At 45.8% G+C, this 24,345-nt stretch carries 22 protein-coding genes and 1 other RNA gene; 14 read left to right on the plus strand and 9 right to left on the minus strand.

Annotated elements, in window-relative coordinates; all coding sequences use genetic code 11:
* Positions 1–110: 110 nt before the first annotated feature.
* Positions 111–1,802 carry a bifunctional 3,4-dihydroxy-2-butanone-4-phosphate synthase/GTP cyclohydrolase II gene (ribBA, locus tag QUB20_RS12370; RefSeq protein ID WP_333246430.1) on the minus strand — a complete coding sequence of 564 codons (1,692 nt, stop codon included), beginning with the start codon at positions 1,800–1,802 and terminating at the stop codon, positions 111–113.
* 170 nt (positions 1,803–1,972) lie between these two features.
* On the opposite strand from ribBA, the gene QUB20_RS12375 reads away from it, so the two are divergent.
* Together QUB20_RS12375 and QUB20_RS12380 are read left to right on the plus strand one after the other, a co-directional pair.
* Positions 1,973–2,551, plus strand: coding sequence for a site-specific DNA-methyltransferase (locus tag QUB20_RS12375; protein WP_333239317.1), 579 nt, complete (start codon positions 1,973–1,975; stop codon positions 2,549–2,551).
* Positions 2,552–2,690: 139 nt separating this feature from the next.
* Positions 2,691–4,043 carry a DUF4339 domain-containing protein gene (locus QUB20_RS12380; RefSeq protein WP_333246428.1) on the plus strand — a complete coding sequence of 451 codons (1,353 nt, stop codon included), beginning with the start codon at positions 2,691–2,693 and terminating at the stop codon, positions 4,041–4,043.
* A 322-nt stretch (positions 4,044–4,365) separates the two neighbouring features.
* On the opposite strand, the gene QUB20_RS12385 is transcribed toward QUB20_RS12380, so the two are convergent.
* Positions 4,366–4,518 (minus strand): hypothetical protein, encoded by a 153-nt coding sequence (locus QUB20_RS12385; RefSeq protein ID WP_333239321.1) that lies wholly within the window; start codon positions 4,516–4,518, stop codon positions 4,366–4,368.
* Between the two features lie 109 nt (positions 4,519–4,627).
* On the opposite strand from QUB20_RS12385, the gene QUB20_RS12390 reads away from it, so the two are divergent.
* Both QUB20_RS12390 and QUB20_RS12395 read left to right on the plus strand, forming a co-directional pair.
* The gene (locus tag QUB20_RS12390) at positions 4,628–4,945 is read left to right on the plus strand and encodes an RNA-binding protein (protein WP_333208470.1); all 318 of its coding nucleotides are present in this window, start codon (positions 4,628–4,630) and stop codon (positions 4,943–4,945) included.
* A 409-nt stretch (positions 4,946–5,354) separates the two neighbouring features.
* Positions 5,355–5,966 carry a hypothetical protein gene (locus QUB20_RS12395; protein WP_333056158.1) on the plus strand — a complete coding sequence of 204 codons (612 nt, stop codon included), beginning with the start codon at positions 5,355–5,357 and terminating at the stop codon, positions 5,964–5,966.
* 339 nt (positions 5,967–6,305) lie between these two features.
* Here QUB20_RS12395 and egtD read toward each other — a convergent pair whose 3' ends face one another.
* The 4 genes from egtD to QUB20_RS12415 all read right to left on the minus strand — a co-directional run bounded on the left by egtD (position 6,306) and on the right by QUB20_RS12415 (position 11,018).
* Positions 6,306–7,352: an L-histidine N(alpha)-methyltransferase gene (gene egtD, locus QUB20_RS12400; RefSeq protein WP_333246426.1), complete on the minus strand. Its 1,047-nt coding sequence runs from the start codon at positions 7,350–7,352 to the stop codon at positions 6,306–6,308.
* Between the two features lie 380 nt (positions 7,353–7,732).
* On the minus strand, positions 7,733–9,031 hold the full coding sequence (egtB, locus tag QUB20_RS12405; RefSeq protein ID WP_333246424.1) for an ergothioneine biosynthesis protein EgtB: 1,299 nt from the start codon (positions 9,029–9,031) through the stop codon (positions 7,733–7,735).
* The gene (gene egtC, locus QUB20_RS12410; protein ID WP_333246421.1) at positions 9,003–9,791 is read right to left on the minus strand and encodes an ergothioneine biosynthesis protein EgtC; all 789 of its coding nucleotides are present in this window, start codon (positions 9,789–9,791) and stop codon (positions 9,003–9,005) included. Before egtC ends, egtB begins: the two co-directional genes overlap by 29 nt.
* A 72-nt stretch (positions 9,792–9,863) precedes the next feature.
* Positions 9,864–11,018, minus strand: coding sequence for a transposase (locus QUB20_RS12415; protein WP_333246419.1), 1,155 nt, complete (start codon positions 11,016–11,018; stop codon positions 9,864–9,866).
* A gap of 366 nt (positions 11,019–11,384) precedes the next feature.
* On the opposite strand from QUB20_RS12415, the gene QUB20_RS12420 reads away from it, so the two are divergent.
* From QUB20_RS12420 to QUB20_RS12430, 3 genes are all read left to right on the plus strand, one after another.
* A complete protein-coding gene (locus QUB20_RS12420; protein WP_333056154.1) occupies positions 11,385–11,603 on the plus strand; it encodes a hypothetical protein in 219 nt (72 codons plus the stop codon).
* Between the two features lie 1,206 nt (positions 11,604–12,809).
* On the plus strand, positions 12,810–14,375 hold the full coding sequence (locus tag QUB20_RS12425) for a methyl-accepting chemotaxis protein (RefSeq protein WP_333243687.1): 1,566 nt from the start codon (positions 12,810–12,812) through the stop codon (positions 14,373–14,375).
* A gap of 753 nt (positions 14,376–15,128) precedes the next feature.
* Positions 15,129–15,416: an RNA-binding protein gene (locus QUB20_RS12430; protein WP_333056152.1), complete on the plus strand. Its 288-nt coding sequence runs from the start codon at positions 15,129–15,131 to the stop codon at positions 15,414–15,416.
* A gap of 269 nt (positions 15,417–15,685) precedes the next feature.
* Here QUB20_RS12430 and QUB20_RS12435 read toward each other — a convergent pair whose 3' ends face one another.
* Together QUB20_RS12435 and QUB20_RS12440 are read right to left on the minus strand one after the other, a co-directional pair.
* Complete coding sequence (locus tag QUB20_RS12435) at positions 15,686–16,132, minus strand: hypothetical protein (protein ID WP_333246417.1); 447 nt, start codon at positions 16,130–16,132, stop codon at positions 15,686–15,688.
* 470 nt (positions 16,133–16,602) lie between these two features.
* Positions 16,603–19,089, minus strand: a complete 2,487-nt coding sequence (locus QUB20_RS12440; RefSeq protein WP_333246415.1) for a putative PEP-binding protein — start codon at positions 19,087–19,089, stop codon at positions 16,603–16,605.
* 72 nt (positions 19,090–19,161) lie between these two features.
* On the opposite strand from QUB20_RS12440, the gene QUB20_RS12445 reads away from it, so the two are divergent.
* Positions 19,162–19,848 carry a ComF family protein gene (locus tag QUB20_RS12445; protein ID WP_333243700.1) on the plus strand — a complete coding sequence of 229 codons (687 nt, stop codon included), beginning with the start codon at positions 19,162–19,164 and terminating at the stop codon, positions 19,846–19,848.
* 267 nt (positions 19,849–20,115) lie between these two features.
* Here the strand turns inward: QUB20_RS12445 and QUB20_RS12450 are convergent, their stop codons facing one another.
* On the minus strand, positions 20,116–20,670 hold the full coding sequence (locus QUB20_RS12450) for a 2'-5' RNA ligase family protein (RefSeq protein ID WP_333056146.1): 555 nt from the start codon (positions 20,668–20,670) through the stop codon (positions 20,116–20,118).
* A gap of 127 nt (positions 20,671–20,797) precedes the next feature.
* Between QUB20_RS12450 and QUB20_RS12455 the strand changes: the two genes are divergently transcribed.
* The 6 genes from QUB20_RS12455 to QUB20_RS12480 all read left to right on the plus strand — a co-directional run bounded on the left by QUB20_RS12455 (position 20,798) and on the right by QUB20_RS12480 (position 24,258).
* Positions 20,798–21,064, plus strand: coding sequence for a YciI family protein (locus QUB20_RS12455; protein WP_006632991.1), 267 nt, complete (start codon positions 20,798–20,800; stop codon positions 21,062–21,064).
* 23 nt (positions 21,065–21,087) lie between these two features.
* Positions 21,088–21,184: signal recognition particle sRNA small type (ffs, locus tag QUB20_RS12460), an RNA gene on the plus strand.
* 23 nt (positions 21,185–21,207) lie between these two features.
* The gene (locus QUB20_RS12465; RefSeq protein WP_333056143.1) at positions 21,208–21,588 is read left to right on the plus strand and encodes a phasin-related domain-containing protein; all 381 of its coding nucleotides are present in this window, start codon (positions 21,208–21,210) and stop codon (positions 21,586–21,588) included.
* A gap of 198 nt (positions 21,589–21,786) precedes the next feature.
* Positions 21,787–22,230, plus strand: coding sequence for a hypothetical protein (locus tag QUB20_RS12470; RefSeq protein ID WP_333246413.1), 444 nt, complete (start codon positions 21,787–21,789; stop codon positions 22,228–22,230).
* A gap of 15 nt (positions 22,231–22,245) precedes the next feature.
* The gene (locus tag QUB20_RS12475) at positions 22,246–22,815 is read left to right on the plus strand and encodes a Uma2 family endonuclease (RefSeq protein ID WP_333246411.1); all 570 of its coding nucleotides are present in this window, start codon (positions 22,246–22,248) and stop codon (positions 22,813–22,815) included.
* A gap of 96 nt (positions 22,816–22,911) precedes the next feature.
* The gene (locus QUB20_RS12480) at positions 22,912–24,258 is read left to right on the plus strand and encodes a DNA phosphorothioation system restriction enzyme (RefSeq protein WP_333246434.1); all 1,347 of its coding nucleotides are present in this window, start codon (positions 22,912–22,914) and stop codon (positions 24,256–24,258) included.
* Positions 24,259–24,345: the final 87 nt, after the last annotated feature.

The raw sequence follows: 24,345 nt of genomic DNA on the forward strand, positions 1-24,345 counted from the left end.
GCGCGAGCGGACTCGCGCCGCTCGCGCTCGACTATTATAATTTACTTGGGGACAATTAATCCACCCTGCCCCCTGCTGGGGTAGGGGGGGTTGGCTTCTACCTTCTGCCTTCAGGGAAGAGGAGCAAAACTGTAGATTTTTTGAGGTTCGAGCCGATCGCAAATTCCGGTTAATTCCGACAAAACGAATGTCTCGCGATCGAGCTGGACTTGCAGGGTTTTGAGCGGATCTGCACCGGAGGAAACCATGAATTCTAATGTTTGCAAATTCGGCTCATTGCTGATTTCACCCAGAATTTGGCCGATCGCCTTGACGTAAGGATGGTTTACATCCAAGTACCAGTCGGGGGCTGCGAGTCCGGCTTGATCGAAGCCGAGGTGAACGATGAGGGAGCCTTCTCCGAACAGGGCTATGCCCACCGGCCGCGCTTCTTCTTGCAGCAGCAAGTGCTGGTTAGCCGCCAAATGCCGCAGTTTTTCGAGGTGTTCGTACCGATTTTGAATGGCAGAATCTTCCTCTTTTCCTTCTGCTTTTTCGTTCCACTGAATCGCCACTGTTACTAAATAAGTTTGCAGTAGCATATGACCGAGTTTTTCGGCTTTTGTTGCCAGATAGATCGAGTTGTAATCTGTGGCTTCAATTAGTAAGGGGACGCGATCGGCTACTTCAATCCCGTAACCTTTCAACCCTGCAATTTTGCGCGGGTTGTTGGTAATCAAGCGAATTTTTTGAACTCCCAAATCGTTGAGCATTTGTGCTCCGACGCCGTAGTTCCGCAAGTCGGCGGGAAATCCCAACCGTTCGTTGGCTTCGACTGTATCGAATCCCAAATCTTGCAGCGAGTAAGCTTTTAGTTTATTTACCAATCCAATACCCCGACCTTCTTGGCGCAAGTAAACTATGACGCCAGAACCCACATTTTCGATCATTTTCAGTGCCGCTTGCAGTTGCATCCGGCAGTCGCAGCGCAGGGAACCCAAAGCATCGCCGGTCAGGCATTCGGAATGCACCCGCACCATCACGGGTTTGTCTTTAAATTCTGCCGGGTCGCCCTTGACAATAGCAACGTGTTCTGAATTGTCTTGGGTGTCGCGGTAGGCGTAAATCATAAACTCGCCGAATTGAGTTGGCAATTTGGCGACGGTTTCGCGGCGGACGAATCGATCGTGCTTGAGTCGGTAGCTAATTAAGTCAGCAATACTGATTATTTTAAGGTTGTGGGTTTTGGCGTACTCGATTAATTCGGGCAATCTCGCCATCGAACCGTCGGGGTTTTGAATTTCGCAGATCACGCCGCTGGGATACAGGCCAGCGAGTCTGGCGAGGTCAACCGAGGCTTCGGTGTGACCGGCGCGTTTGAGGACGCCACCGTCGATCGCCCGCAGGGGGAAAATGTGACCGGGACGGCGCAAGTCTTGAGGTTTGGTGTCCGGGTGGATGGCGACTTGGATGGTGCGTGCCCGGTCTTCGGCGGAGATACCGGTACTGACGCCGTTGACTGCATCGATGCTGACGGTGAAGGCAGTTTGGTTGTTGTCTGTGTTTTTGCTGACCATGAGGGGCAGTTCCAGGCGATCGAGCCTTTCGCCACTCAATGCCAGACAAATCAAACCCCGCGCGTTCACGGCCATAAAATTGATGTTGTCGGGGGTGGCGAATTGGGCGGCACATATCACATCGCCTTCGTTTTCGCGATTTTCGTCATCGACTACTACCACCATGTGGCCTGCTTTGAGGTCTACGAGGGCGCTGTCAATTGAGTCAAATTGAAAGGATTGAGTTGAGGTGTTGTTATTTGTCACTGAGCAGTTCAATCTATAAACAGTAATGTTATGGAAATAGAATCTATTTGTGATTGTAACCTTTTGTATCCGGCAGGGCGATCGGCCAATCCAGATGAGTTTGACAATATTTTTCCAGTCACTTACTATAATTATTGCATCTTGTCAACAAAATCTCTCCCCAATATTTCATGAGCTTGACTGAGATCGCGAATATTTTAGGTAAACCGTACTTCCAAGCTCATAATTGCCTAATTTATCTGATTCAAGAAGTTGTCTGGAACTACGGCGCAGGAGTTGCCGGCAGCAAGTTCTTTTCACCCCGCAATGAAAAGTTTCTCTGGTATGTGAAAAATCAAGACAAGTATACATTTAATTTGGATGAAGTGCGCGACCCAAATGTGAAATATCCGAATCAGAAAAAGAACGGCAAGATTAAAGTAAACTTAAAAGGCAAAAATCCGACGGATGTTTGGCAGTTCCCAAAAGTTACGTCGGGGAAAAACCGAGCTTCAAAAGAACGCACGCCTCACCCCGCTCAATTTCCTGTTGCTGTTGTCGATCGCATCATCAAGTCGGCATCGAATTTAAACGAAATTGTTTTAGCTCCGTTTATGGGTTCCGAGACTACAGCAATTCTGGCTCTGGGTTTGCAGCGACAAGTTATTGGATTTGAAATTAGGGCTGATTACTGTCAGATTTTCGCTAGTAGAATAGATGATTTTTTGATGGACAAGGAACTCAGAGAAGCACAGTTATCTTTATTCTAAAGTTGGTAAATTGCAGCAACTTAATTTAAATAGTCCCAGATCGGGCGATCGGTCTCAAGCGATCGGCGCTTAAGATCGCACAGCCCAGAACGATCGGCGCAATGGGACAATATTGATATCCCGTCAAATTATCCCAACCATGAATAATTGGCCGAAATTCCTCCCCGATCCTAGATCGTGCGCCAGAGGGTTTGCCTTAAGCATTAGCTTTTGGCTGATTGTTTCTTTACTGTGGCCCAACGCTTACTACTATTCCTACGGATTTAGCAGGACGTACTGGTACACCATCAGGAACTCTGACTGGGAATCCCCGATCGTACTTGCTTGGTTTTGCCAAATCTGGTTATTTGCTTTCTATCACTGGGGGTTAACCAAGCTTGCAGAGTGGGTGGAAATTCGCCGACACAATCAGCAACCGCCGACTGTATCAGCTTGGCACCACTGGAGGGAAGGTATTATCGCATTTCTGACGCTACCTGCTGCGATTTTGATGGGAATTCCGCCGACTGCCCTTTTTATGCTGCCGATCAGAAGCTTTTCGGGCGCCCTCGTTGCTGTAATTCTAGGAAGTGCGATCGCCTCTGCTTACCTGTATCACTTCCGCTTTGCAAAACTGCTTAAAATTATTCTTAAATTCTTAGGGATTTTCTATGCCTACCTTCTAAAGATACTTGAACTTTTTTTAGTTCCAGTATTAACTGGTACTCCGTTTTTTCTGCTAACTGTTGCGACGGCAGAAATCGTGCCAATACAGCTACTGCCGCTGACAACCTTTCTGTTAGTTATTTGCGTACTGCTAAGCGGGATAGTGGGATATGCAGCTTTGCAGTATTGGTCAGCGCATCTAGTTAATTGGGCCGCGACTTGGTGGCCCGCTGACTCTCCTGGTTACAGTCGCCTTCAAGCCCGAAAAGCCTGGAAACACAACAAAACAGCAACCAGCCAATCTTTTGTTCGGCACACAACCAGTTGGCACTTAGCAGCTAACGACACTACCAACCTAATTTACTTAAACCTCATAGCGATCGTACTCGGTGCGATCGGTTTTCTGCTGTTTGGAGAGTCGAAAGAATGGTCAGAAACACAAGAAGATATTTTAGGATCTGCCGTGGCGCTAGTGTGGGTGGCGGTGTGGCATTTCTGGGGGTGGCCGCGCGAAGTAGAAATTGCTAGAGGTAAGCCGGAGGCTAAAAAAAAGCGATCGCCCAATTCTAATTCAGCGCCTCCCAATCCGGTAGAACAAGAGCTAAATCAGCTCAAAGCCACAACTGGAATGAATCGGATGAAGTCAGTAAGACGATCGACCCAGCCAACTCCTGAAGTTGCTCAATGGTACGTCTTTCGCAGCGGTGAAGCCAAAGGGCCCTATACCAAATTGCAATTATGGGAAGTTCAGGAAATCACAGCCCGAACCAAAGTGCGGCGCGGGGAAGCCGAGTGGCAGCGCGCCGGTGAAATTCCAGAATTAGCGTCGTACCTCACTCAAAAATAAGACAGTACAAGTCACCGCACGTCGATCGGCGCTTAAGACGATCGCACTGCCCAGAAAGTAGCGCTATATCCCTTGATAATCTGGAAATAATCTGATAGTATATTAGCAAGTGGGGGTGGAACTACCTCACTATAAAAAGCCTTTTAAACAAAGGAAAAAGAAGCCTGCGGTCTAACTGTACTCAATTGACCGTCACGTTTTTTCACTAACCGAATATTCAAGTCAATGTCTAAAGTAGTCGATGAACTTTGTCAGTTATAACTGAATCTCAGGCGCTGTTCTCAATCAGACCCAATCAACCTGGTAACAGGGACTAAAAATCTCAGATATCAGGTCGATCGCGCAGCAAGAAACCAAGCGGAGGACGCCAAGAGTGTAAGATGTCAGTTATCACGAATACTTTCTGTTGGCGATTGCCCGACGGCACCCAAAATTGAAAATTATGCCAGCCAATTGCTGATTCTGCTGGCTTCATGTTATAGTGGTTTTCCAAGAATTAAATTCGGTTGCGTAGTTTGTTGGTGTTTATTTACAAGCGTCTCTCCGAATCTAAGTCTCTGCACCCTAATGATTCTGGAGATTTTATGTCGATTTACGTGGGTAATCTTTCATATGAGGTAACATCAGACGACCTCAACGAAGTATTTGCCGAGTACGGTACTGTAAGCCGCGTCCAAGTGCCAGTGGACCGGGAAACAGGCAGGATGCGGGGTTTTGCTTTTGTGGAAATGGCAAGCGAGGCAGAAGAAGCAGCAGCCATCGCAGCTTTAGACGGTGCTGAGTGGATGGGCCGCGACTTGAAAGTCAACAAAGCCAAACCTCGCGAAAACAACAACAACAGACGCCCCTCGGGCGGCGGCGGCTGGGGCGACAACGATCGCCCTGCACGCGGACGCTACTAAACTTTGAGACTGAAAATTTGAGTTTTGGTAGTTGACGGCAGGTGCGAATGCTGCTTTTTTTTCGGGTTGTTTGATCGACCCATCAAATAAAACTCCCAAACCTCTGGCATCAGTTTTGCCCCCTCCAAGGAGGGGGCTTTGTTTTTGGCGAAAAATCCCGCGAGGTACGTCGGCGGTGCAGTTCCCAGTCTAGTTCGTGATTCGTACCCTCTTAACTGCTTTTTTTAAGAGGCTGTCGGGATTTCGCGGATCGACTCCTGTAAACTATCAAACTACAATTAAGCAGCAAGAAAAGTTAGAATAACGGCAAAACTGAATATTGCCCAGAACAGCCAAACTATCTTTACCGAAGATTAGTCGAGAAAACCAGCCGAATATCAGCCAATATCTTGATTTTGCCTCAATAAAGATGTCCAAGGTCTACAGCACGGCGGAACTCATTAAAATCCTCGAAGAAGAGCGCCAAGCCTGCTTGCATGGGCGGCGTCTCAACTTGACTCAAACTTCTGCTACAGGCAACCCCGTGATTGACCGCTTTCTCAAGTCTGAGGGAGTTCAGAAGTTCACTGCTTATCAAAATTTTAAGGCGGCTGTGCACGAATACCAGCGGGAACATCAAGTTTCTGGGATTGTCTGGCGGGAAATGGCGGTTAAAGGCAATACTCTACGCTATCCGGCAGTGGATGACGAATTAATAGCTCTACCGGTTGATTTGATTACGTTGAAGGCAGCTAAGATTGCTATGTTGGAATTCTGGCAGCAGGTAACTGCCGGGATGGATTTGTATTTAAGCATTAACAGTGGGAAGGATTTTCGATCGATCGAGCCGGTTGATGTAGAAGCTATAGCCCAGCGCACAGAATGGGCCAATCTCTCCAAGTGGGAAAAGTTGGATTTTCTAGAAATTTTGTTGCAGTTGGGCTGGGGGAAGCCGGAGGAAGCTTATTATAAGCGGGGATGGCCAACCTCGGGCAGTGAGTACATTCACGCCGTCAAACCCGGACAGCGGCCGATTTGTTAATTGGTAATTAGTAATTGCTAAGGATCGCGAATTAAATAACTTACAATTTTAATTGTTATTGTGGGATGGGCGTCCCGCCCGTCCTTTTTGGACGGGCGTCCCGCCCATCCTTTTTGGACGGGCGTCCCGCCCATCCCACAAACTTGTGGAAGTTATTTAATTCTCATTCCTAACAGGATATCCTGAATTCAGAACCATCGACAACACAGAAATTGAGGAGACGGCAGTGCCGTGTCCCTACCCCAAAACGTCGTAGCACGGGCGAGAACCCGACGCCATCGCCCGATTTGCAGGGACAGGGCAGTGCCGTGTCCTGACTGTGCGTAATATCTGAAGAACTCATTTATTAACATCAGAAATTTGACAAAGCATCAAGCCAAACCACTGATTTGGATCAGTCCAAACTTGCACCGGCATTAAACCACGCTGCGACAGTTCTTTTTTTACAGTAGTGAGATTAAACTTGCGCGATATTTCGCTGCGGATAGTTTCTCCCGCTGCAAATTCAACCGTTAAATTGAGAGAACGCAACTGCACTGTTTGCGCTTTTTTACTTTTCAAGTGCATTTCAATTTGACATTCCTCTTGATTGTAAAAAGCCCAATGCTCGAACTGTGCTAAATCAAAATTTCCATCATATTTTCGATTTAAATGTCGCAGCATATTCAAGTTAAATGCTGCCGTTACTCCTTGACTGTCATCGTAGGCAGGCTCTAAAATATCCTTAGATTTGTCCAAGTCAATTCCCAGCAAAAAATACTCTCCCGGCTGCAATGCACCGACAATTTGCGAGAAGAATAAATCGCATTCTTGAGCGTTGAGATTGCCGAGGGTACTGCCGAGAAAGCAAATCATTCGGGTTGGCAACGGCGACGGTGCAATTTTAGCTAAGGCTAATTCGTAAGTGCTGACAAGTCCGTGAATCTGGAGCGACGGATAATCTGCCAACAGTTGACAAGCGCTGCTTTCTAGGATAGTAGGACTGATGTCGATCGGCAAATAATGCAGGGGATATTCCAGTTGACTGTAAGCATCAAGGAGAATCCGAGTTTTGGTGGAACTGCCACTGCCGAGTTCGACGATTTCGCAGGGGCCCGTTAAATTGGCGATCGCCCCCGCGCACCCCTGCAAAATAGCCGTCTCAGTGCGTGTCAGGTAGTATTCCGGCAACTGGCAAATCAACTCAAACAGGTTCGAGCCGCGATCGTCGTAGAAATACTTTGGAGGCAGGGATTTCGGGGTTTGAGTCAACCCGCTAACTGCATCGCTGCCAGCATTGATTTCTGCGGGTGTCAGTGCCGCAGCGCTCACCAGTCGCTCTAAGTGCAGCCGGTTTTCTTTTGTTGAGGCTGAGTTGGTTGTGTCGGACAGTCTTGGGGATTTCATAAAGTAATTTTTAGATGCACACATGGGTATAGCACGCAGTCGCGTTGCCAAATATCGCGATCAAGTCAGATTTTTCAGGTGACTCTCCGTTCTGTATTGTCTCACCCGATGGATCTCGCATCCACAATTAAAACTTAAAATTTATCCACAAAAATTATTGAATACTTAACCAAACTTGTTTTATTTGAGCTTGTCACATGGAAAAATGTTGGGAATTTTGCAAACAAATTTTGTCCCCAATTCCCTCTCCAGCCCTTTATCTGATGTTCGTCAAATAAGCTTTCTAAGGCAAGTATTAAGGAATTTGTTAATTTGAAAAATCCGCTGACTAAATTCCTTAATATGAACAAACTTGATGGTAATTATAATTACCTAGCAAACTACTTAGCGCAGCGAAAACCAGCAATAATTTGCCGCACGCCCGGATAATACCAATTCCGAAAGGTCGATCGCAGTGCCTGCGGAAAAGTCGCCCAACTCCCGCCTTTCAAAACCCGGTGTTCTCCATCAAAATAAACTTGAGAATATCCCCTGTAAGGATAACTTTCAAATCCCGGATAGGCATCAAAGGTTGAAGCAGTCCATTCCCAAACATTCCCCAACATATCCCAGCAGCCTGCCGCACTTGCTCCTTTGGGAAAGGCATCAACTGGCGAAGTATTGGCAATATTATTGCCGTGATTGCACAGGCTGCCGTTTGGCGGTTCTTCTCCCCAAGGATAGATGCGATATGTTTGATTTGTGGCGTCCCAACTCGCAGCTTTTTCCCATTCGGCTTCCGATGGTAAACGCTTGCCGATAAAGTTGCAGTAAGCTTCGGCTTCGTACCAACTCACGCCGCAGACTGGATGGTTGTTGAAAGCTGGATTTTCTGACCAGTAAAGCGGTTGAGAGACGGCTTCGCCTTGCAGCCATTTCCAGCCGTCCGCTGACCACCAATCAGGGTTTTGATAGCCGCCGGATTCCATGAAATCTTGGTATTGACGGCAAGTGACGGGATAGCGATCGATCGAGTATGCTTCTAAATAACACAGGTGGCGCGATCGCTCATTATCCAAAGCCTCAGCAGCATCGCTTCCCATGTAAAATTCCCCGCCCGGAATTTCAATCGCCGAATCGGTAATTGGGAATTGGGCATTGGGAATTGGGAATTTCGGCTGCTTTATTCCTCTCTGTTGTAGAGAATTAATCCGTGTATCCCTGTCCAAATCCGTGTCGTGCCTTTCTTCCTTCTTCCTGTGCATTTGCAACACGAAAGCAACAGTTTCGCAGTGCTGGCTTTCGTGCTGAATAATAAACCGCCAGAGACGTTCTTGCTCGTCGATCGGCGCTACTTCCAAATAATCTAACACCTTTTTTCTCACCGCGTCCAGATATAATTCAACTTCACGTAACGTCGGCAGAAAAACCCGTTGTTTTTTCGGCAAAATATCAGCAGCAAACAGTTGGTGATACTGAGGAAAGACTGGTTCCAACCCAGCACATCGCTGCAACAGCCACAAATCCTCAGTATAAGCAATGTGACCTAAGTGCCAGCCAACTGGACTGAAATCAGGATGAGCTTGACGGCAAAAAGTATCATAATCGATGTCTGCAAATAGCTTGAAAGTGCCGCTGCGACACTGCTGCAAATCGCGATAAATTGCCTCTCTACAAGATTGGATAGATTTCGATATCACGCTCTACTCCGGTACTGATAATGCTCTGGACTGGACACTCGTGCCAATTGCCAGCAAATAAAGGTTCAGAAGCAATAATGACAGAATTCGGGAAATTTAAATCGTCTCGCAGCCAATAGAGGGAAGGAGGGGTTTTTTGGGAAGCAAAGCGAGAGGCAACGAGCTGGTGTCCGTCGCTGATAATTATATTAGCTGAAAATTCTACTTGGTGAAAGTTTGCTAGCTCGGCCAAAGTTTTCAGCGAGTTTTGCAAAGCTGCTTGTATGGTCAGATTTCCGGCTGTCAATTCATTGACAAACAAGGCGAAGATATGCTCAGAATCTGTAGTACCGTTAATTGATTGATACAGCGTATCGCTGAGCCGATCGCGAATTGGTCTGTAAAGAGTTTGCCGAAAATTCTTCACGAAGCCGTTGTGTACGAACAGCAGGCGATCGTTCTGAAACGGCTGACAGTTGCTCAAATCTACAGCTTGTCCTGAAGTTGCACTGCGAACATATCCGATCGCGCATCCAGATTCAACGTATCGACTGATACTCGGAAGGTTAACGTCGCTCCAAATTGGCTGTACATTTTTATAAGTAAACGGGTCAGTATCTAGGTGCGGGTGATACCAACCAATACCAAAACCGTCAGCATTGAGTAGGCCAGAAGTCATTTCGCGGGGATCGTAACTCTGCACAATTAGGGAATGTTCCGGCTTGTACAGAATAGCATCGAGTAAAATCGGCTCACCGAGGTAGCCAAGCAAACGGCACATAAAATTTTTGCAGCAATTTGATTAGCATTTTGACATACTCCCCAGCCTGAAGGCGTGGGGATTCTTTACGCTTCATTGACGGACGCTACGCCCGGTAGTCTTACTCTGTCTCGACGTACATTTAGAGTCGTGCCGATGCCCCAGGCCGACTTTTTCTATATTTACCGAAGCGTTTTCATCTCGGTCGTGTTCTGTACCGCAATTTAAGCAAAGTATAGAACGCACAGACAAATCAATTTTTCCCCATTTATATCCGCAATCAGAGCAAGTTTGGCTTGTAGGTTCCCATTGACTAATAATTACGAACTCACGCCCAAACTTTTCAGATTTAGCCTCGCACAATACCCGAAATTTTCTCCATCCCTGTAGACTAATTGCCCTAGCAATTTTGCGGTTTTTGACCATGCCAGACACGTTGAAATCTTCCAAGACAATGGTTTGGTTTTCACTTACAACCTTGGTAGATAGTTTGTGCAAAAAATCCTTGCGACTATCAGCAATCTGATTGTGGAGCTTGGCAATCTGAATGCGGGTTTTGTTCCAGCGCTTTGAGTCTTTGGGCTGGCAGGCTAACTTGCGTTGCAGCTTGCGGATTTTTCGGTCTAACTTTTTGTAACTGGGACTTTGGGCTGATGTTCCATCACTCATTACCGCAAAAGTTTTAATTCCCAAATCGATGCCGATACTTTGGTTCTTGGCATCAACTCGATTGGGTTGAATTTCTACGACAAAGCTGAGTAAATAGCGGTTCGCACAGTCTTTGATTACCGTGATCGAACTGGACTCGGAGGGTAGCTCCCTCGACCAGATTGGTTTAACAATACCGATCTTGGCTAGATAAACTCCATCTCCTGTGATTGAGAAACCTCCGCGAGTCAACCTTGCAGACTGGCTGTTTGTGCGCTTTTTGAACTTAGGATAGCCGACTTTGCGTCCTTTTCTTTTGCTCTTGCAAGACTCAAAAAAGTTTTTGAATGCTGCTTCTAAGTCTGCCACTGACTGTTGCAATGGAATTGCAGAGACTTCGCCTAACCAAGCTCTTTCCTCAGTCTTTTTTGCCTGAGTGATAACAATCTTTTGGAGTTCAGCCGATTTAGGCTTCTTTTGAGATTGTTTGCAGATTGCAAGAGCATCGTTATACACAACACGAACGCAACCGAACAACTGAGCTAAGCTCTGCTGCTGTGGGCTTGTTGGATAGAAACGGTACTGATATCTTGCTTTCATGCTTACTACGATAACATAATAGGGTGGCAATTGGGTAGCTAAATGACCAGAGAAAGATTAAGTATTCGCATTGCCGTGAGTCGGCTAGAGAAGCTGCGGAGAATTGCCAAACAGAAAGAAAAAACAATGACCCAACTTATAGAGGGCTGGATTGATAAACTTAAAGAGGAAAAGCCGTCAAGCGAAGGACGGGGCTTTAGACCCAGTTTTTCGGTAAGTCATTAGCCGAAAAATTGCCCGTTAGCGAAGCCCTCGAAGAGGATCGCCCATCTTCAGCGCTGGAAGGTTTTTTGTAACCCGCTGCCAGCATCGCAGTACAAACGATACAGTTAAGGTAGAACCCCTGCAACACAAGGAGACTCTTGAATGTTCATCGACGAACTCATCCCAATGGCGAAAGAATTGATCGAACAGCCGATCGCCTTCGCGGGCGGATTTTTATCTGGCCTGCTTCGACTCAACCTTCACGAAGATCCCGTTAAAAGCTGGATCGACGAGCAAGCTGGTTCAACTTCCTACACTACTCCCCCAGCCGAACCCACCAACGGTAAAAGCAGCGGGCCTCAGTCAATCTCGATCGACTAAGGAAAAGCAGTAACATCCTCCCAACGCCAAACTGATTACAGTTATGGCGTGGGCTTCCAAACTTCACACTTTGGCTTTTCGCGTTTTTCCCTGACGGGATTTCCACACTTGGCTAGATTGAATTGCTCACTTCCCGCTAGTAAGTCTGCACAGACACAAGCGATTCCCGTATAACCTTTTTCAGATAGATGAAGTACAATAACACCAGTGTGTAAACCAGTTCCAAATATCTTGCTGAGAAAGTTGACGAAATGCAAACTCTATCGCATTTCCTAATTATTGATATTTTTTTTGTTAATCAAACTGAAAATATTTTTAAATTTTGATCCTAATTTTTCAGGTTTATGATAAATCAGGCGAAGGGGCGACAAGTATATTACTTTCGCCCTTTTTATTGATTACTTTATTTAATTATTTTGTCTGTTTCTATGATTATTCTCCATCACTCCCAAAGCATTTTTCCATAATCTCGGTAAGTTACCTGAGCATAAAATCCTCAAATATAATTGTATCATTTTCCTTATTAAATTAACTTATAAGCTGTCGCGCATTTAAATTCTATATTCGGGGCAGGCTAGAAGCCCAACCCTACTCCCCACAAGAGTTTGATTGTTTTTTGACATATAATTTAAATGCCGCAACAGCTTATAGCGATTCTAAGTGAATTGTGTAATTGTTCTAGGGGCAAAACTCACGCCCGGTTGCCCCAATCCGTGGGGGGTAGGCACAGGCACTACCCCTACATATTTGTACAACTGATGCGAGGATTGCTATAAGCTGTGGAGCATTTAAAGCAGTAACGAGGCTTGTATGGTGCGTCAATCGATTTGAGATTTGAGATTTTAGATTAAAGAATTGACTCCCCGGATAAATGCTCTTTCTTGAGGATTTTCGATTTGAGATGCTTTCAATTGATTCCACAGATAAATCACGTGGCGGGTACCACCTTTGAAATTCGTGGTCAGGAGTTAACACTTACGCGCTTATGCGGGAAACATTTCTGTAATGACCCACCCTACTATCGTCTTTTAAATGCCGAACAGCTTACTCATCAATTCATTACTACTTTTAACAGGCAAAAACTCAAATGTAAACTTTTAATAGGTAATTCATCTACCTGATAGAAGCTATAATATACAAGATATGTCCATAATTGCAGCGAGGATAACTGTAGTAGAAGTAAGCAGAAATAGTATGTTGAGAAAAATGAATTTACAAACCAGACTAATCAGTGCCTTTCTGACGATGGGACTTTTAGTATTTTTAGTAGCCTGGGTAGGATGGAGTTCAACATCCAATCTCAGTCAACACATAGAGACTCTCGGTAAAAATAAATTACCGAGTATTGAAGCATTATTGAAAATTAACGAGGGACAAACCCAAATTGAGTCATCCGAAAGAGCGCTAATTCATCCCGCACTCAGTCAAGCAGAAAGGCAAGATGCTTTAAACAGAATGGACAAGGCTTGGCAGCAGATTCAAAATGGCTTTAAAGCATACGAAGTGCTTCCTCGTACCTCAGATGAAGACGCACTATATCAACAAATGCTTAAGTATTGGGAGGAGTGGCAGCAGGAAGCTCAAGAACTCCTGCTAATTAATAAAGAATTTGAAACACTGGGAATTTTCAATCCTTTGGCTTTGCAGATTGAACTACTTAAGCAGGGTAAAAGTAATTCGCCGGAAATGGCAAGAGCAAACACAGCTACTAACCTTTTGAATAAACTTAGTCAGCAAGCTAAGGTGATTCGTGTTAGATTTATCAAATCTGAACAAGCCACTTTAGCAGTAGCTGAATCCAACCGAAAGGAAGCAGACGAAGCTTATAAAAGCGCAGAAAACGATCGTAAAAAAACTCAAATAGCTGTAGTATTGGGCATGACATTGGGGCCGCTAATAGCGATTATTTTAGGCATATCTTTAAGCATAGCGATCGCCAAACCTTTAGATCGAGCGCTCAAAGGTATTATTAATATGATTGTCAGTTCTTCTACCGAGATAGCGGCTACAATTGAGCAACAGGAACGTATTGCTGTACAACAAGCTGCTTCTGTTAATCAAACAACCACCACAATGGATGAATTGGGCGCATCATCGAGGCAATCAGCTATGCAAGCCGAATCAGCCCTTGAAAATGCCAGTAATGTCTTAAATATGGCTGCCGAAGGCAGTAAAGTGGTGCATAAAACCCAGCAGGGAATGTTGAGTTTGACGGAAAAAGTCGGAGCAATTGCCGCTCAAGTTTTAAACTTGAGCCAGCAAACCAATCAGATTGCTAATATTACCAATTTAGTCAGCGATTTGGCTAGTCAAACTAATATGCTGGCGATTAACGCTACAGTGGAAGCAGTACGCACGGGAGAACAAGGAAAGGGGTTTGGGGTGGTGGCGACGGAAATTCGCAGACTGGCAGATCAAAGCAAAAAATCGTCGGATCAGATTAGTGATTTGATAAACGGTATTAAGAATTCCATTAATAAAACAGTGATGGTAACAGATGAGGGCAAGAAAACTTTAGATAATAGCCTGAAATTGACTGAAGGTACGGCGGATAATTTTAACAATGTTGCTAATGCTATTAACAGTGTTGTTGTCAGCAGTCAGCAAATTTATCTTAATACCAAACAGCAGGCGATCGCTATTGAGCAAGTGGTAGATGCGATGAATGTTCTGAATAAAGGAGCAGCGGAAACAGCCAGCGGTATTACCCAAAGTCGAATTGGCACTCAAACACTTAACAAAGCGGCTTTAAATCTCAAATCCTTAGTTTAATTGAGAAAAGAAAGTAATATCCTAAACTGGGGATGAAGGAGATGGACAGAAAATTTGTCGCATTCCTCATTTCCACTTGGCAATTCCAAATTTTGCCCAAGGATTGAAGGTGACATCTCCCCGTTTAGGAAAGGGCTGTCTAGATGCGTATAGTAATTCTCAAGTGAATGAGGTATAGATTTGAATTTTAGATTAAAGAATGGCAGAAGTGGGGAATTGGTAATTAATTGCCAAGTACCTCACGAAAGTTGACAACCGCTATATCAACGCTCGTGGCCCAGAGCAAGCTAATATACTATAGCTTGTTAGTCGCTTTGTTTCCGAAGATGCTTGGTGATTCGTCGCCCACCCATCAGTGATCTGATTAAAATCAAGTATTGTTCAGGGGTGGGATTCCTCGTCGCCACAAAACTCATATCCTCACTCATTCGCAGGGCGAGTGAGGAGATGAGTTTTGATTAAGCTAACTATTGCAGCCAGTACCAAGGGTTGGTCAATCGATTTTAGATTTTAGATTTTAGATTTTAGAATTGAAGCATTGACTTGCGCGAGATAAATACGTTCGGCAAGTTTCTCGGATACAGGTTTTTTATTTATCCACGCATAAATCAGGGGGCTTGTATCCTGGATGCTTTCGGTGAGTGCGGCAAACCCTTTTAGTCAGAGTCGATCGCCCAGTTGTATGCTAGATAGCACTTGACAGTTAAATTAAAAGGTTATTATGTATAGCACAACAAGTTCAGTTCGATCGACATGACTATCTACATTGGAAATCTGTCTTACCGCGCCACCGAAGAAGACCTGAAAGCAGTATTTGCAGAATACGGCACAGTCAAGCGAGTTGTCTTGCCTACCGACAGGGAAACTGGTCGGATGCGCGGTTTTGCATTTGTTGAGATGATGGAGGATGCCCAAGAAGACGCTGCAATTGCCGAATTAGACGGTGCAGAGTGGATGGGGCGCCCCTTGCGAGTGAACAAAGCTAAACCGAAAGAAGAGGGAAATCGAGGCGCAGGGATCAATAGAAACGACGGATATTAGTCTGGGATGCGGCGGTTGACATCCTCTCGAAACCCACCTGATGCACCAGTGCGCCAGTAGCGCCGAATTGCAAGCAGCAGTTGATTTTGGGGATGCTATGTCAAATCCGCTGCACAAAAATATCGATTCTTTATGGGCTGCACTTGATTCATCACTTTTTGAGAAAGACAGAATTTATGCACGCTAGTGTAGAAACCCGATTTCTTCCCGGATACCTCGCTGCTAAAAGCAAAATTTATCAGGAGAAACCGGGTTGATGAGCATTAATCTTAGAAAGAGTAAACTCGCCCTTTTTCATCAATATAAACTGATCGGTCTTGCGTAGTGCGGGGATCTGATCTGGTGATGCGAATCGTCACAATGTTTGTCTGCGAGTCAACGTTATAGTCGTATTTCAAAGTTGTGGTTGCTGTTGTGGCATTAATCGGAATATTGGCAATGTCGCCGGTACGATTGCTGAGGCGAACAGTGATGTTTCTGCTGGCTCCGACTGGCAAGGATGACAAGCTGCCACCTGATTCACCGTATTCTAGGTTCAATCCCGTTTCATTTAACAGTCTGAGGGTAATGTTGCGAGTATTGTCAACCTGCGCTTGAGGTTGCCAGAATCCGGGTTTTGTCCCGCCGTCAGTTGCAGGTTGAGATAATGCTGGATGGGGATGCAGAAAGCCGAGAGCGGCAAGTATTGCTGCGGTTGCAATAATTTTTGATTTCACTGTTTGTACCTCCGGGTCATTCGATTTTAGATTTTAGATTTTAGATTTTGGATTGACTTGCGCGAGATAAATGCGGGGGCTTGAGGATTTTCGATTTTCGATTTGGGATTGATTCCACGGATAAATCACGTGGCGGGTACCACCTTTGAAATTCGTGGTCAAGAATTGGTTATATTTCTATCCTAGCTTTAAAATCCGATGTTAGTGGAAGGAAGAGGGAATAAGGAAGAGGGAAGAGGGAAGAGGGAAGAAGCAATAAAAGGAATAAAAGCCAGGGTTTGAGAAATTAAGAATTTCCTAACCGTCGGGCGCGGTTGCTATATCTACTCAGAAACCGGGCTTCTGTAGTTGTTAATAGTCCTGGACGCACGGGTTGTCTAGAAAGCCGATGGCTGAGCGGGTGGCTGCTTGCCAAAGCTATGATTTAGAGTAGAAACCGGATTTCTGAGGTAAAGTGGGTGCGGGAGTGGTTAATTGTTAATTATCGATCGAGCGGCTTCTAGCAGCAGGCGCTGTTCGGCGCGGACGATCGCCCTGCTAGTTTGTTCTGCTGCATCGACATTGACCGAAATAGACGAAATTCCCCACCGCACGAAGGATTCAACTGTATCGGGATACAATGCGGGAGCGTCGCCACAGATCGAGCAAGGAATGCCGACAGCCCTGGCTTGTTTGATTAATTGTTCGATCGCCCTCATCACTGCTCGCTCGCGCCCGTTAAATGCACCTGCTACCTGGTCGGAGTTGCGGTGAATGCCTAACAGAAATTGGGTTAAATCGTTGGTGCCGATGGAAATTCCTTGAACCCCGGCTTTTACGTAATCTGGTAATAAAAATAACACCGAAGGAACTTCCGCCATAATCCACAGTTGAAATTCGGGCGAGCGGTTTTTCCAAACAGTTTCTAAGCGCTGGCGGCAGTAGATAAACTCCTCAACCGATCGCACGAAAGGCAAAATTAAATTAACATTTGTATGACCTGACTCGCAGACTTTTTGAAGTACGCAGAGTTCCCAATCAAATAATTCCGGTTCAAAGGTATAACTGAAACTGCCGTGGTCGCCTGACTCGCGTAAATCGAGAGAGCGATAAAATATTGGCTGCGGGGAAACGGCAGCAGCAAATAAGCTGAGGCAATCCGCCATGCGATCGACAAATTCCGATTGGCGGCCGTCTTGTAGCCAAACTTTGGGGTTTTGACAGTCCAAAGCTTCTAATGCCATTAATTCCGATCGCAGCAATCCGATGCCGTCTATTGGCAGATTTTTGAGGCGGTCAATCGAACTTGTTTGGCTGACATTAACTAGCAGTTGAGTCGCCGTTGGTGGGCCCCAAACATATTGAGTAGACTCAGATTGTCGAGATTTAGGCTCGGAATTAGACGATCGATCGGAGGTAGAAGATTGGTGCTTGGCTATTGACATTTTGGCTGCTGTACTGTATGTATCTGCCTTTTTTGCTGTGTCCAGAAGTCGGCGGCTGTCTGCTATCTCGATCCCATCGGGTTGGGCGAGGGCAAAAACTTCTCCGCTATCGCCGTCTACCAAAACCGAATCGCCCGAGGCGATCGCCCGCGTGGCCCCGGCCACTCCCACAACGGCGGGAATCCCCAATTCTCTCGCTAAAATGGCGCCGTGGCCTGTCATACCTCCTTGTTCGGCAACCACCCCAGCAGCAACCTTCAGCCAAGGCAGCCAATTCGGATCGATTGTCCGGGCTACTAAAATGCCTCCGGCTAAGAATTCCGCGTTTTCTGGGTGGGAATTAGTCATAACTTGGGCAATTGCTTCGGCTTTTCCTGATGCTGCTGCCACACCTCTGAGTATGGCAGGAGTTCGGGCTCTTGCGATCGAGTTTGGCTGCGGGAGGGATCTCGGATTTTCCTCTACCGGCGCGACTTTTTCCCCTTTCACAAGACGAACTTGAGTGAAATAAAACTGAGGTTCGCCGCTGTTTGCTGTCTGGTTTAGCGTCCACTCTAAAATTAAATCTGAGTCAAATTCTGCGATCGCTTTTTTACTCAAATCAATGATTTCTTGCAGTTGCGATTCCTCTAAAACGTATTCTGTTTGTGCTTCCTCTCCCAGCGCTAAAACTTGCACGCAACAGTCAGCAAAGTCAGGAATTATAAATGGAGAATCGGGAATTGGGAAAGCAGCAAACTTGCCCAGCAGCAGTTTTTTTTTCGGTTCACCATCGCCGACTTTGAGATTGTAGGCTAATGTTTTGTAACCGATCCGCTGGAATTTAACCGCCGTTGTTTCTGGCTGCACTTGATAGTAATCGGGGATGGTTTCTCCCCTAGCGAGGGACAATCCCAAACCGCTGGTGGCTTGGATTTCCCACTGTGCGCCCGCCTTTGTTTTCACCTCGCCCGCGGCGATCGCTTCTTGAAGTGGCTGCACCAAAACTGCTGGATTGATTTGCTGTACCCGCAGGCCGCACCGCTGCCAGTAAAATAGACTTCGGGCTCTGAACATTTCTGCCCAAGCTCGTTTGAGTCCGGCCCCAATGGCTTCGGGTTCTGCCCGTACTGCCTGAGATTCCAAAATGCCGACTGTTTTCGGGTTCCAGGAAGTCAGGGAAGGGCGAAAAATTAAGGCTGTGGAGTTTAAGTTTGACTGTGAGTTGAGTTGAGAAACAGCAGACTCTAGGGTGGAGAGCAGTGAATCGGGCAGTTTGCCGGTGAGGATTTGGTGGCGGATGCTGCGGGCGATCGATTGCAGTTGTCTGGGTTCATCGACATTCAAGTGCAGGGAAGAGTGTGGCCAGTCAGCAAACAGCGGTTCTAGGCAGTCGATCGACTCTAAAAACTGCCAGAATGTAGTAGCCGGCACGACAAAACCCGGTACAACGGGATGATTTTTCTGGAGCAAACAGCTCAAGTAAAATGCTTTTTCTCCCACTGCATCTCTGTCTGAAGGTTTAATTTTGTCTAACCAGTAGAGGTTTTTCACGCTGCGAGCCTGTCCGTGGAAACAGATTGAATTTGATAGTTTTTCCCATTAATCACTTACGACAATTTTAGGATGAACAAGCGACAATGGACGGGATTAGTCAAATCTTTTCTCAATCTATTTCTTAAGTCTAACTGTCCTCTTTGTCAGCGACCGGCCGCCGGAGAGTTTTGTCCCTACTGTGACAAGCAGCTTCAGCAATGTCAATTAAGCGATCCGGGTCGATTTTGGCATTCACAGCAGCGTGTTTTTGTGTGGGGTGAGTATGGCGGGGCTCTCAAACGGGCGATCGCAGCTTTGAAATATGACGGCAATCCGCAATTAGCGAAACCTCTCGGCGGCTGGCTGGCGGAAGCTTGGCTGAGTTTTCCCGAATTAGCTATAGACAATTTAACTGTTGTACCGATTCCCCTGCACAAAGAAAAGCTCAAGCAGCGCGGTTTTAACCAGGCGGAACTTTTGGCTGAAAGTTTTTGCGATCTGACTGGTTTGCCTTTGCAGCGGCACGGTTTGGATCGGGTGAAAAATACTCAGGCTTTATTCGCTCTGACGCCGCAGCAGCGCCAAGCGGAAATGAAAAATGCTTTAGGTTTGGGGAAAGATTTCCGTCGTCGCCTCCCGCGCGATCGAGTGCTGTTAGTTGATGATATTTACACTAGCGGTACTACGGTTAAGTCGGCAATTAAAATTTTGGAACAATCGGGAATTTCGGTTTATGGAACTGTGGCACTTGCAACTCCGAATAAGATTAATAGGTAAGCTGTGACGGCATTTAAATTTCAACAGATTTGTAGTGAGGACTAAAGTCATCAAATTTGTTGACTCACTTGTGACCTCAGAAACCCGGTTTCTACGAATAGTTCTCGTTCCTCGACGTAAAAGTCGTAGAAACCGGGTTTCTCGCCCCTCGCGAGTCAGCCATGAAACTGTCCGAAGTGTTGATTAATGATGATTTACTAACAATATTTTTTGGGAAAAAGGAACCGCGAAGACGCTATTGACGCAAAGAAAGAGAAGGGAGAGAGTTTAGGCGGAAAGCGGGAATTGATTGCTGATGTTCCACCGGCTGCCGTCGTGAAGCAGTAAAGTTAACGCCGAAGCGGTAAACTCAAAGTGGAGCGATCGCCCTGCAAATTCCAACCAAGCTGTTTGAAAATTCTCCTTAGTTAAATCGCGAAATGCTACTGTCATGTGCGGTACAAATGGGCGACTTTGAGAAACTCGATCGACAATTCCCAAATTTGCCTCCAAATAACTCATCAAAGATGAGTGAATCTCCAGCAATTCGGGCGATTTGAAAACATCAGCGTAAATGACGCGGGGCGTGAAAGCAGCAAAACCAGATAGAGTAACGGGAATGGGCCGCCGATTTGCAGAAAACTGGTTCAAACTTTCCTCTAATTTGGCAACATCCTCCGCTAACGAGTGAAAAGGAGGTTGCAGCGTGATGTGCGGCGGGGAATTCAAAGCACCGCGGCTGTTGTAATGTTCCGCAAAATATAGTTTAATCTCAGTAATGTGTTGTTCAATATCGGGAGGCGGCACTAGGGCAATAAAAAATCGCTGTTTTGACGGGTTCATGGGATAACATCGCAGTGAGGAAGAAATGGCGGAGTATGGAAAATCGAGTATTTACTCAAGGCTTGTACCAAAAACTCCATTCCCAATCTACAATCCAAAATCCAAAATCTAAAATCTAAAATTTAAAATGCCTTGGTTTGTCAAAATTGAGCAAGGAATTGTCGAAAAGCCTGTCTTTGACCAATACGTGCCAGCTCACAGAGCTTATGTCCGAGAGTTGATTTCTAAAGGACACCGAGCGAAAACTGGCTACTGGGGGCGGCGGGGCGGCGGTATGTTGCTGTTTGAGGCGGGTTCGATGGATGAGGCGAAGGCGATCGTCGCTGAAGACCCGCTGGTGAAGAACGGTTGCGTTATTTATGAAATTTATCACTGGTGTGTGGTTGAAGAATAAATAACTGTGTTATACTCATAAATGAACTGGACCCACGCGATTCCAACGCCCAAATCTTGTCAGGACCGGAAGGTAGCAGCAACACGGGATGCTTGTAATAGGCGTGGTCTCCGGTTCACCCAGTTTTTTGAGGTGTAGCTCCTATGCCTGGTTTCGGAGATATTTTACAGAAAGCAGTTTACCTTGGTGTCGGGCTAGCTTCCTATGCTGGTGAAAAAGCTGGCAGCAAGTTAACTGAATTACGCACTGAAGCCCAAAAGCTGGCAGACGAATTGGTGAAGCGGGGCGAGATGTCCACGGAAGAAGCTCGCCGCTTTGTTGACGATATGGTACAACAGGCTCAGCAGCAGCCTCCCGTAGCCTCGGCTGGGAACGAAAAACCCGCTGAACCTCGGCGGATTGAAATTGTTTCTGAGGAAGAAGATGTCTCGGCAAAAGATGCTAAAGAGACAGGCGGCGTAGACAAGCTCCGCGAACAAGTGCAGAATTTACAAGAGGAATTGCGGCGGCTGAAGCGGGATTAAGCAGGAAAAAGCTCGCTCAGCAAAGCAGGAAGGGAACTCAGGATAATAATCTTGAGTTCCCTTTTTGAATATTTCCCCTGTCAGATGTGGACGGATATCCGGCAATAGGTAATAGAATTGAAAATAGGTGCGATCGCTTCACTTGAGGCTGGCTGCACTTGTTTGTAAAATATTTTGTAATAGCCAACTGTCAAATTCATGGAAGATTGGTCTAAAGATTTTTTTGGAGTAATGGAAAATGCTGTTTCTGAAGTAGAGCATTTTTTCAGCGAAGTGGGCGAAGAGTTTGTCGAAATGCTGGACGTTTTGGCAAAAATGTCGGAAGAGTTTACAGAACAAGTACAAAATAATCTGATTAATGACATTGATGGTTATTTCAATGAATTTGACGGTTTATTTAATGAATTTATCGAACCGATAATTGAAATTTGCCGCGACTTCGACCCGGAGTTTGATGAGATAGATTTGTCGATGGTGACTTATGTAGACCCTTCACCGACGCAGCAGCCGGCTTGTCGCGGTTGTCGCAACTATCACGGTCAAGTTTACGGGGGGAATTTGTTGGTTTGTGCGATGCACCCTACTGGTGTGGAATCGGAGAGTTGTGCTGATTGGGAAACTGACAGCGATATGAATTTTTAGAGGGGTTAATTGCTTATGGTAACGTTAATTCAATCTCAGTCAAAAATTTCTCTGGAAGAGTTTTTGGTGCTTCCAGAAACTAAGCCGGCTAGCGAGTATGTTGACGGTCAAATTTATCAAAAAGATATGCCGCAAGGAAAACACAGCACATTACAATTCGAGTTTCCATCTGTTATTAATCGAGTTGGCAAGCCGCAGAAATTAGCTTATGCGTTTCCAGAATTGCGCTGCACTTTTGGCGGACGTTCTATTGTTCCAGACATAGCAGTGTTCGAGTGGCCTCGTATTCCTTTTACTGTTAATGGAAAAACAGAAAATAGGTTTGAAATTGCGCCGGATTGGATAATTGAAATTTTATCACCAGATCAAAGTTCAACTCGCGTGATTAATAAGATTCTGTTTTGTCTCAAAAATAAGACTAAATTGGGTTGGCTGATTGACCCGGAAGAAGAATTAGTAATTGTTTTTAAACCACAGCAGGAACCTGAGATTAAAGAGAATGAAGATATTTTACCCGTGCTGGATGTGTTGTCTGGTTTACAATTTTCGGCGACAAATTTGTTTGAGCTGTTAACTTTGAATTAAAAATGAGTTACACTTGAATCCGGGTAATTTTGCATCTAACGGCATTTAAAGGTGAATCGCTCAACGGCTCATAATTCGCAATTTGGGTTTCCGAGAATGCCGCCCTCGCTGCAATTGCGACAGTATCAGCGAGTGGCGGTTGCTAATTGGTTTGCGAATCAGGGACGCGGTACGCTGAAGATGGCGACGGGTAGCGGCAAGACGATTACTGCGCTGGCGATCGCCACTGAATTATACAATAAAATTAACCTGCAAGTCCTGCTCGTAATTTGCCCTTACTGCCACCTGGTGAATCAGTGGGCGCGCGAATCGGAGAAATTTGGTTTAAAACCTATTTTGGCTTTTGATAGCGCCCGCAGTTGGCAAAATAAGCTGGCTGCGGGTTTGTATGAAGTGCGCTCTGGCGAGCGAGCATTTCTCACAATCATTACTACCAATGCTACCTTAATGGGAGATAGTTTGCGATCGCAACTGCGCTATTTTCCAGAAAAAACCCTGATTATTGGAGACGAAGTTCACAACTTAGGCGCGCCCCGTTTAGGAGAAAGTTTGCCGCGCAATATTGGACTGCGACTCGCCCTTTCCGCCACCCCAGAAAGGCATTTCGACGAACAGGGAACAGAAGCTATTTTAGATTATTTCGGCCCAGTTTTGCAGCCGGAACTCACCTTAGCAGATGCCATCCGCCAAAAAGCCTTAGTACATTATTTATACTATCCAATTTTAGTAGAATTGACCGAAGCCGAAACCCGCAAATATTCCCGCTTAACTCAAAAGATTGGATGGGCGCTTTGGGGTGATGAAAAAGTAGAAGAAAACGATGCTTTAACAACTTTATTAATGCAGCGAGCTCGGTTAATTGGAGCGGCGGCTAATAAATTAGTAGCGTTGCGAGAATTAATGATTCAGCGTCTCGATACAGCCCACACTTTATTTTACTGCGGCGACGGTGCGATCGAAGGAGGTGCGCGCCGAAATAACAACCGCCAACTAACAGAAACCGCGAAGTTATTGGGTTCAGAATTAGGCTACCGAGTTAACACTTATACGGCGGCAACTCCTTTAGCAGAAAGAGAACGATTGCGTCAGCAATTTGAGAGTGGAGAATTGCAAGGTTTGGTAGCGATTCGCTGTTTGGATGAAGGCGTTGATATTCCAGCAATTCGCCATGCTGTAATTTTAGCAAGCAGCAGCAATCCGCGCCAGTTTATTCAGCGCCGGGGACGGATTTTGCGGCCGCATCCGGGGAAGGAAAGGGCAACTTTATTTGACATGATAGTTTTGCCTCCCGATTTGGGTCGGGAAACCTTAGAAGTCGAGCGCAATTTGCTACGAAAAGAGTTGAAACGGTTCTTGGAATTTGCCGATTTAGCTGACAATGCTGGGGAAGCTAGAGTGAAATTGCTTCAAATTCAGAGGCGTTACGGGCTATTAGACATTTGACATTTATTAAGGTTCGGTTTATGTTTGAGAATAGAGAATTATTTGATCGCAGTTTTAGTTGCTACTTTTAATATTTGCAAAAAAAAT

The organism is Microcoleus sp. B4-C2, assembly GCF_036705265.1.
Classification (GTDB): Bacteria; Cyanobacteriota; Cyanobacteriia; order Cyanobacteriales; family Microcoleaceae; genus Microcoleus.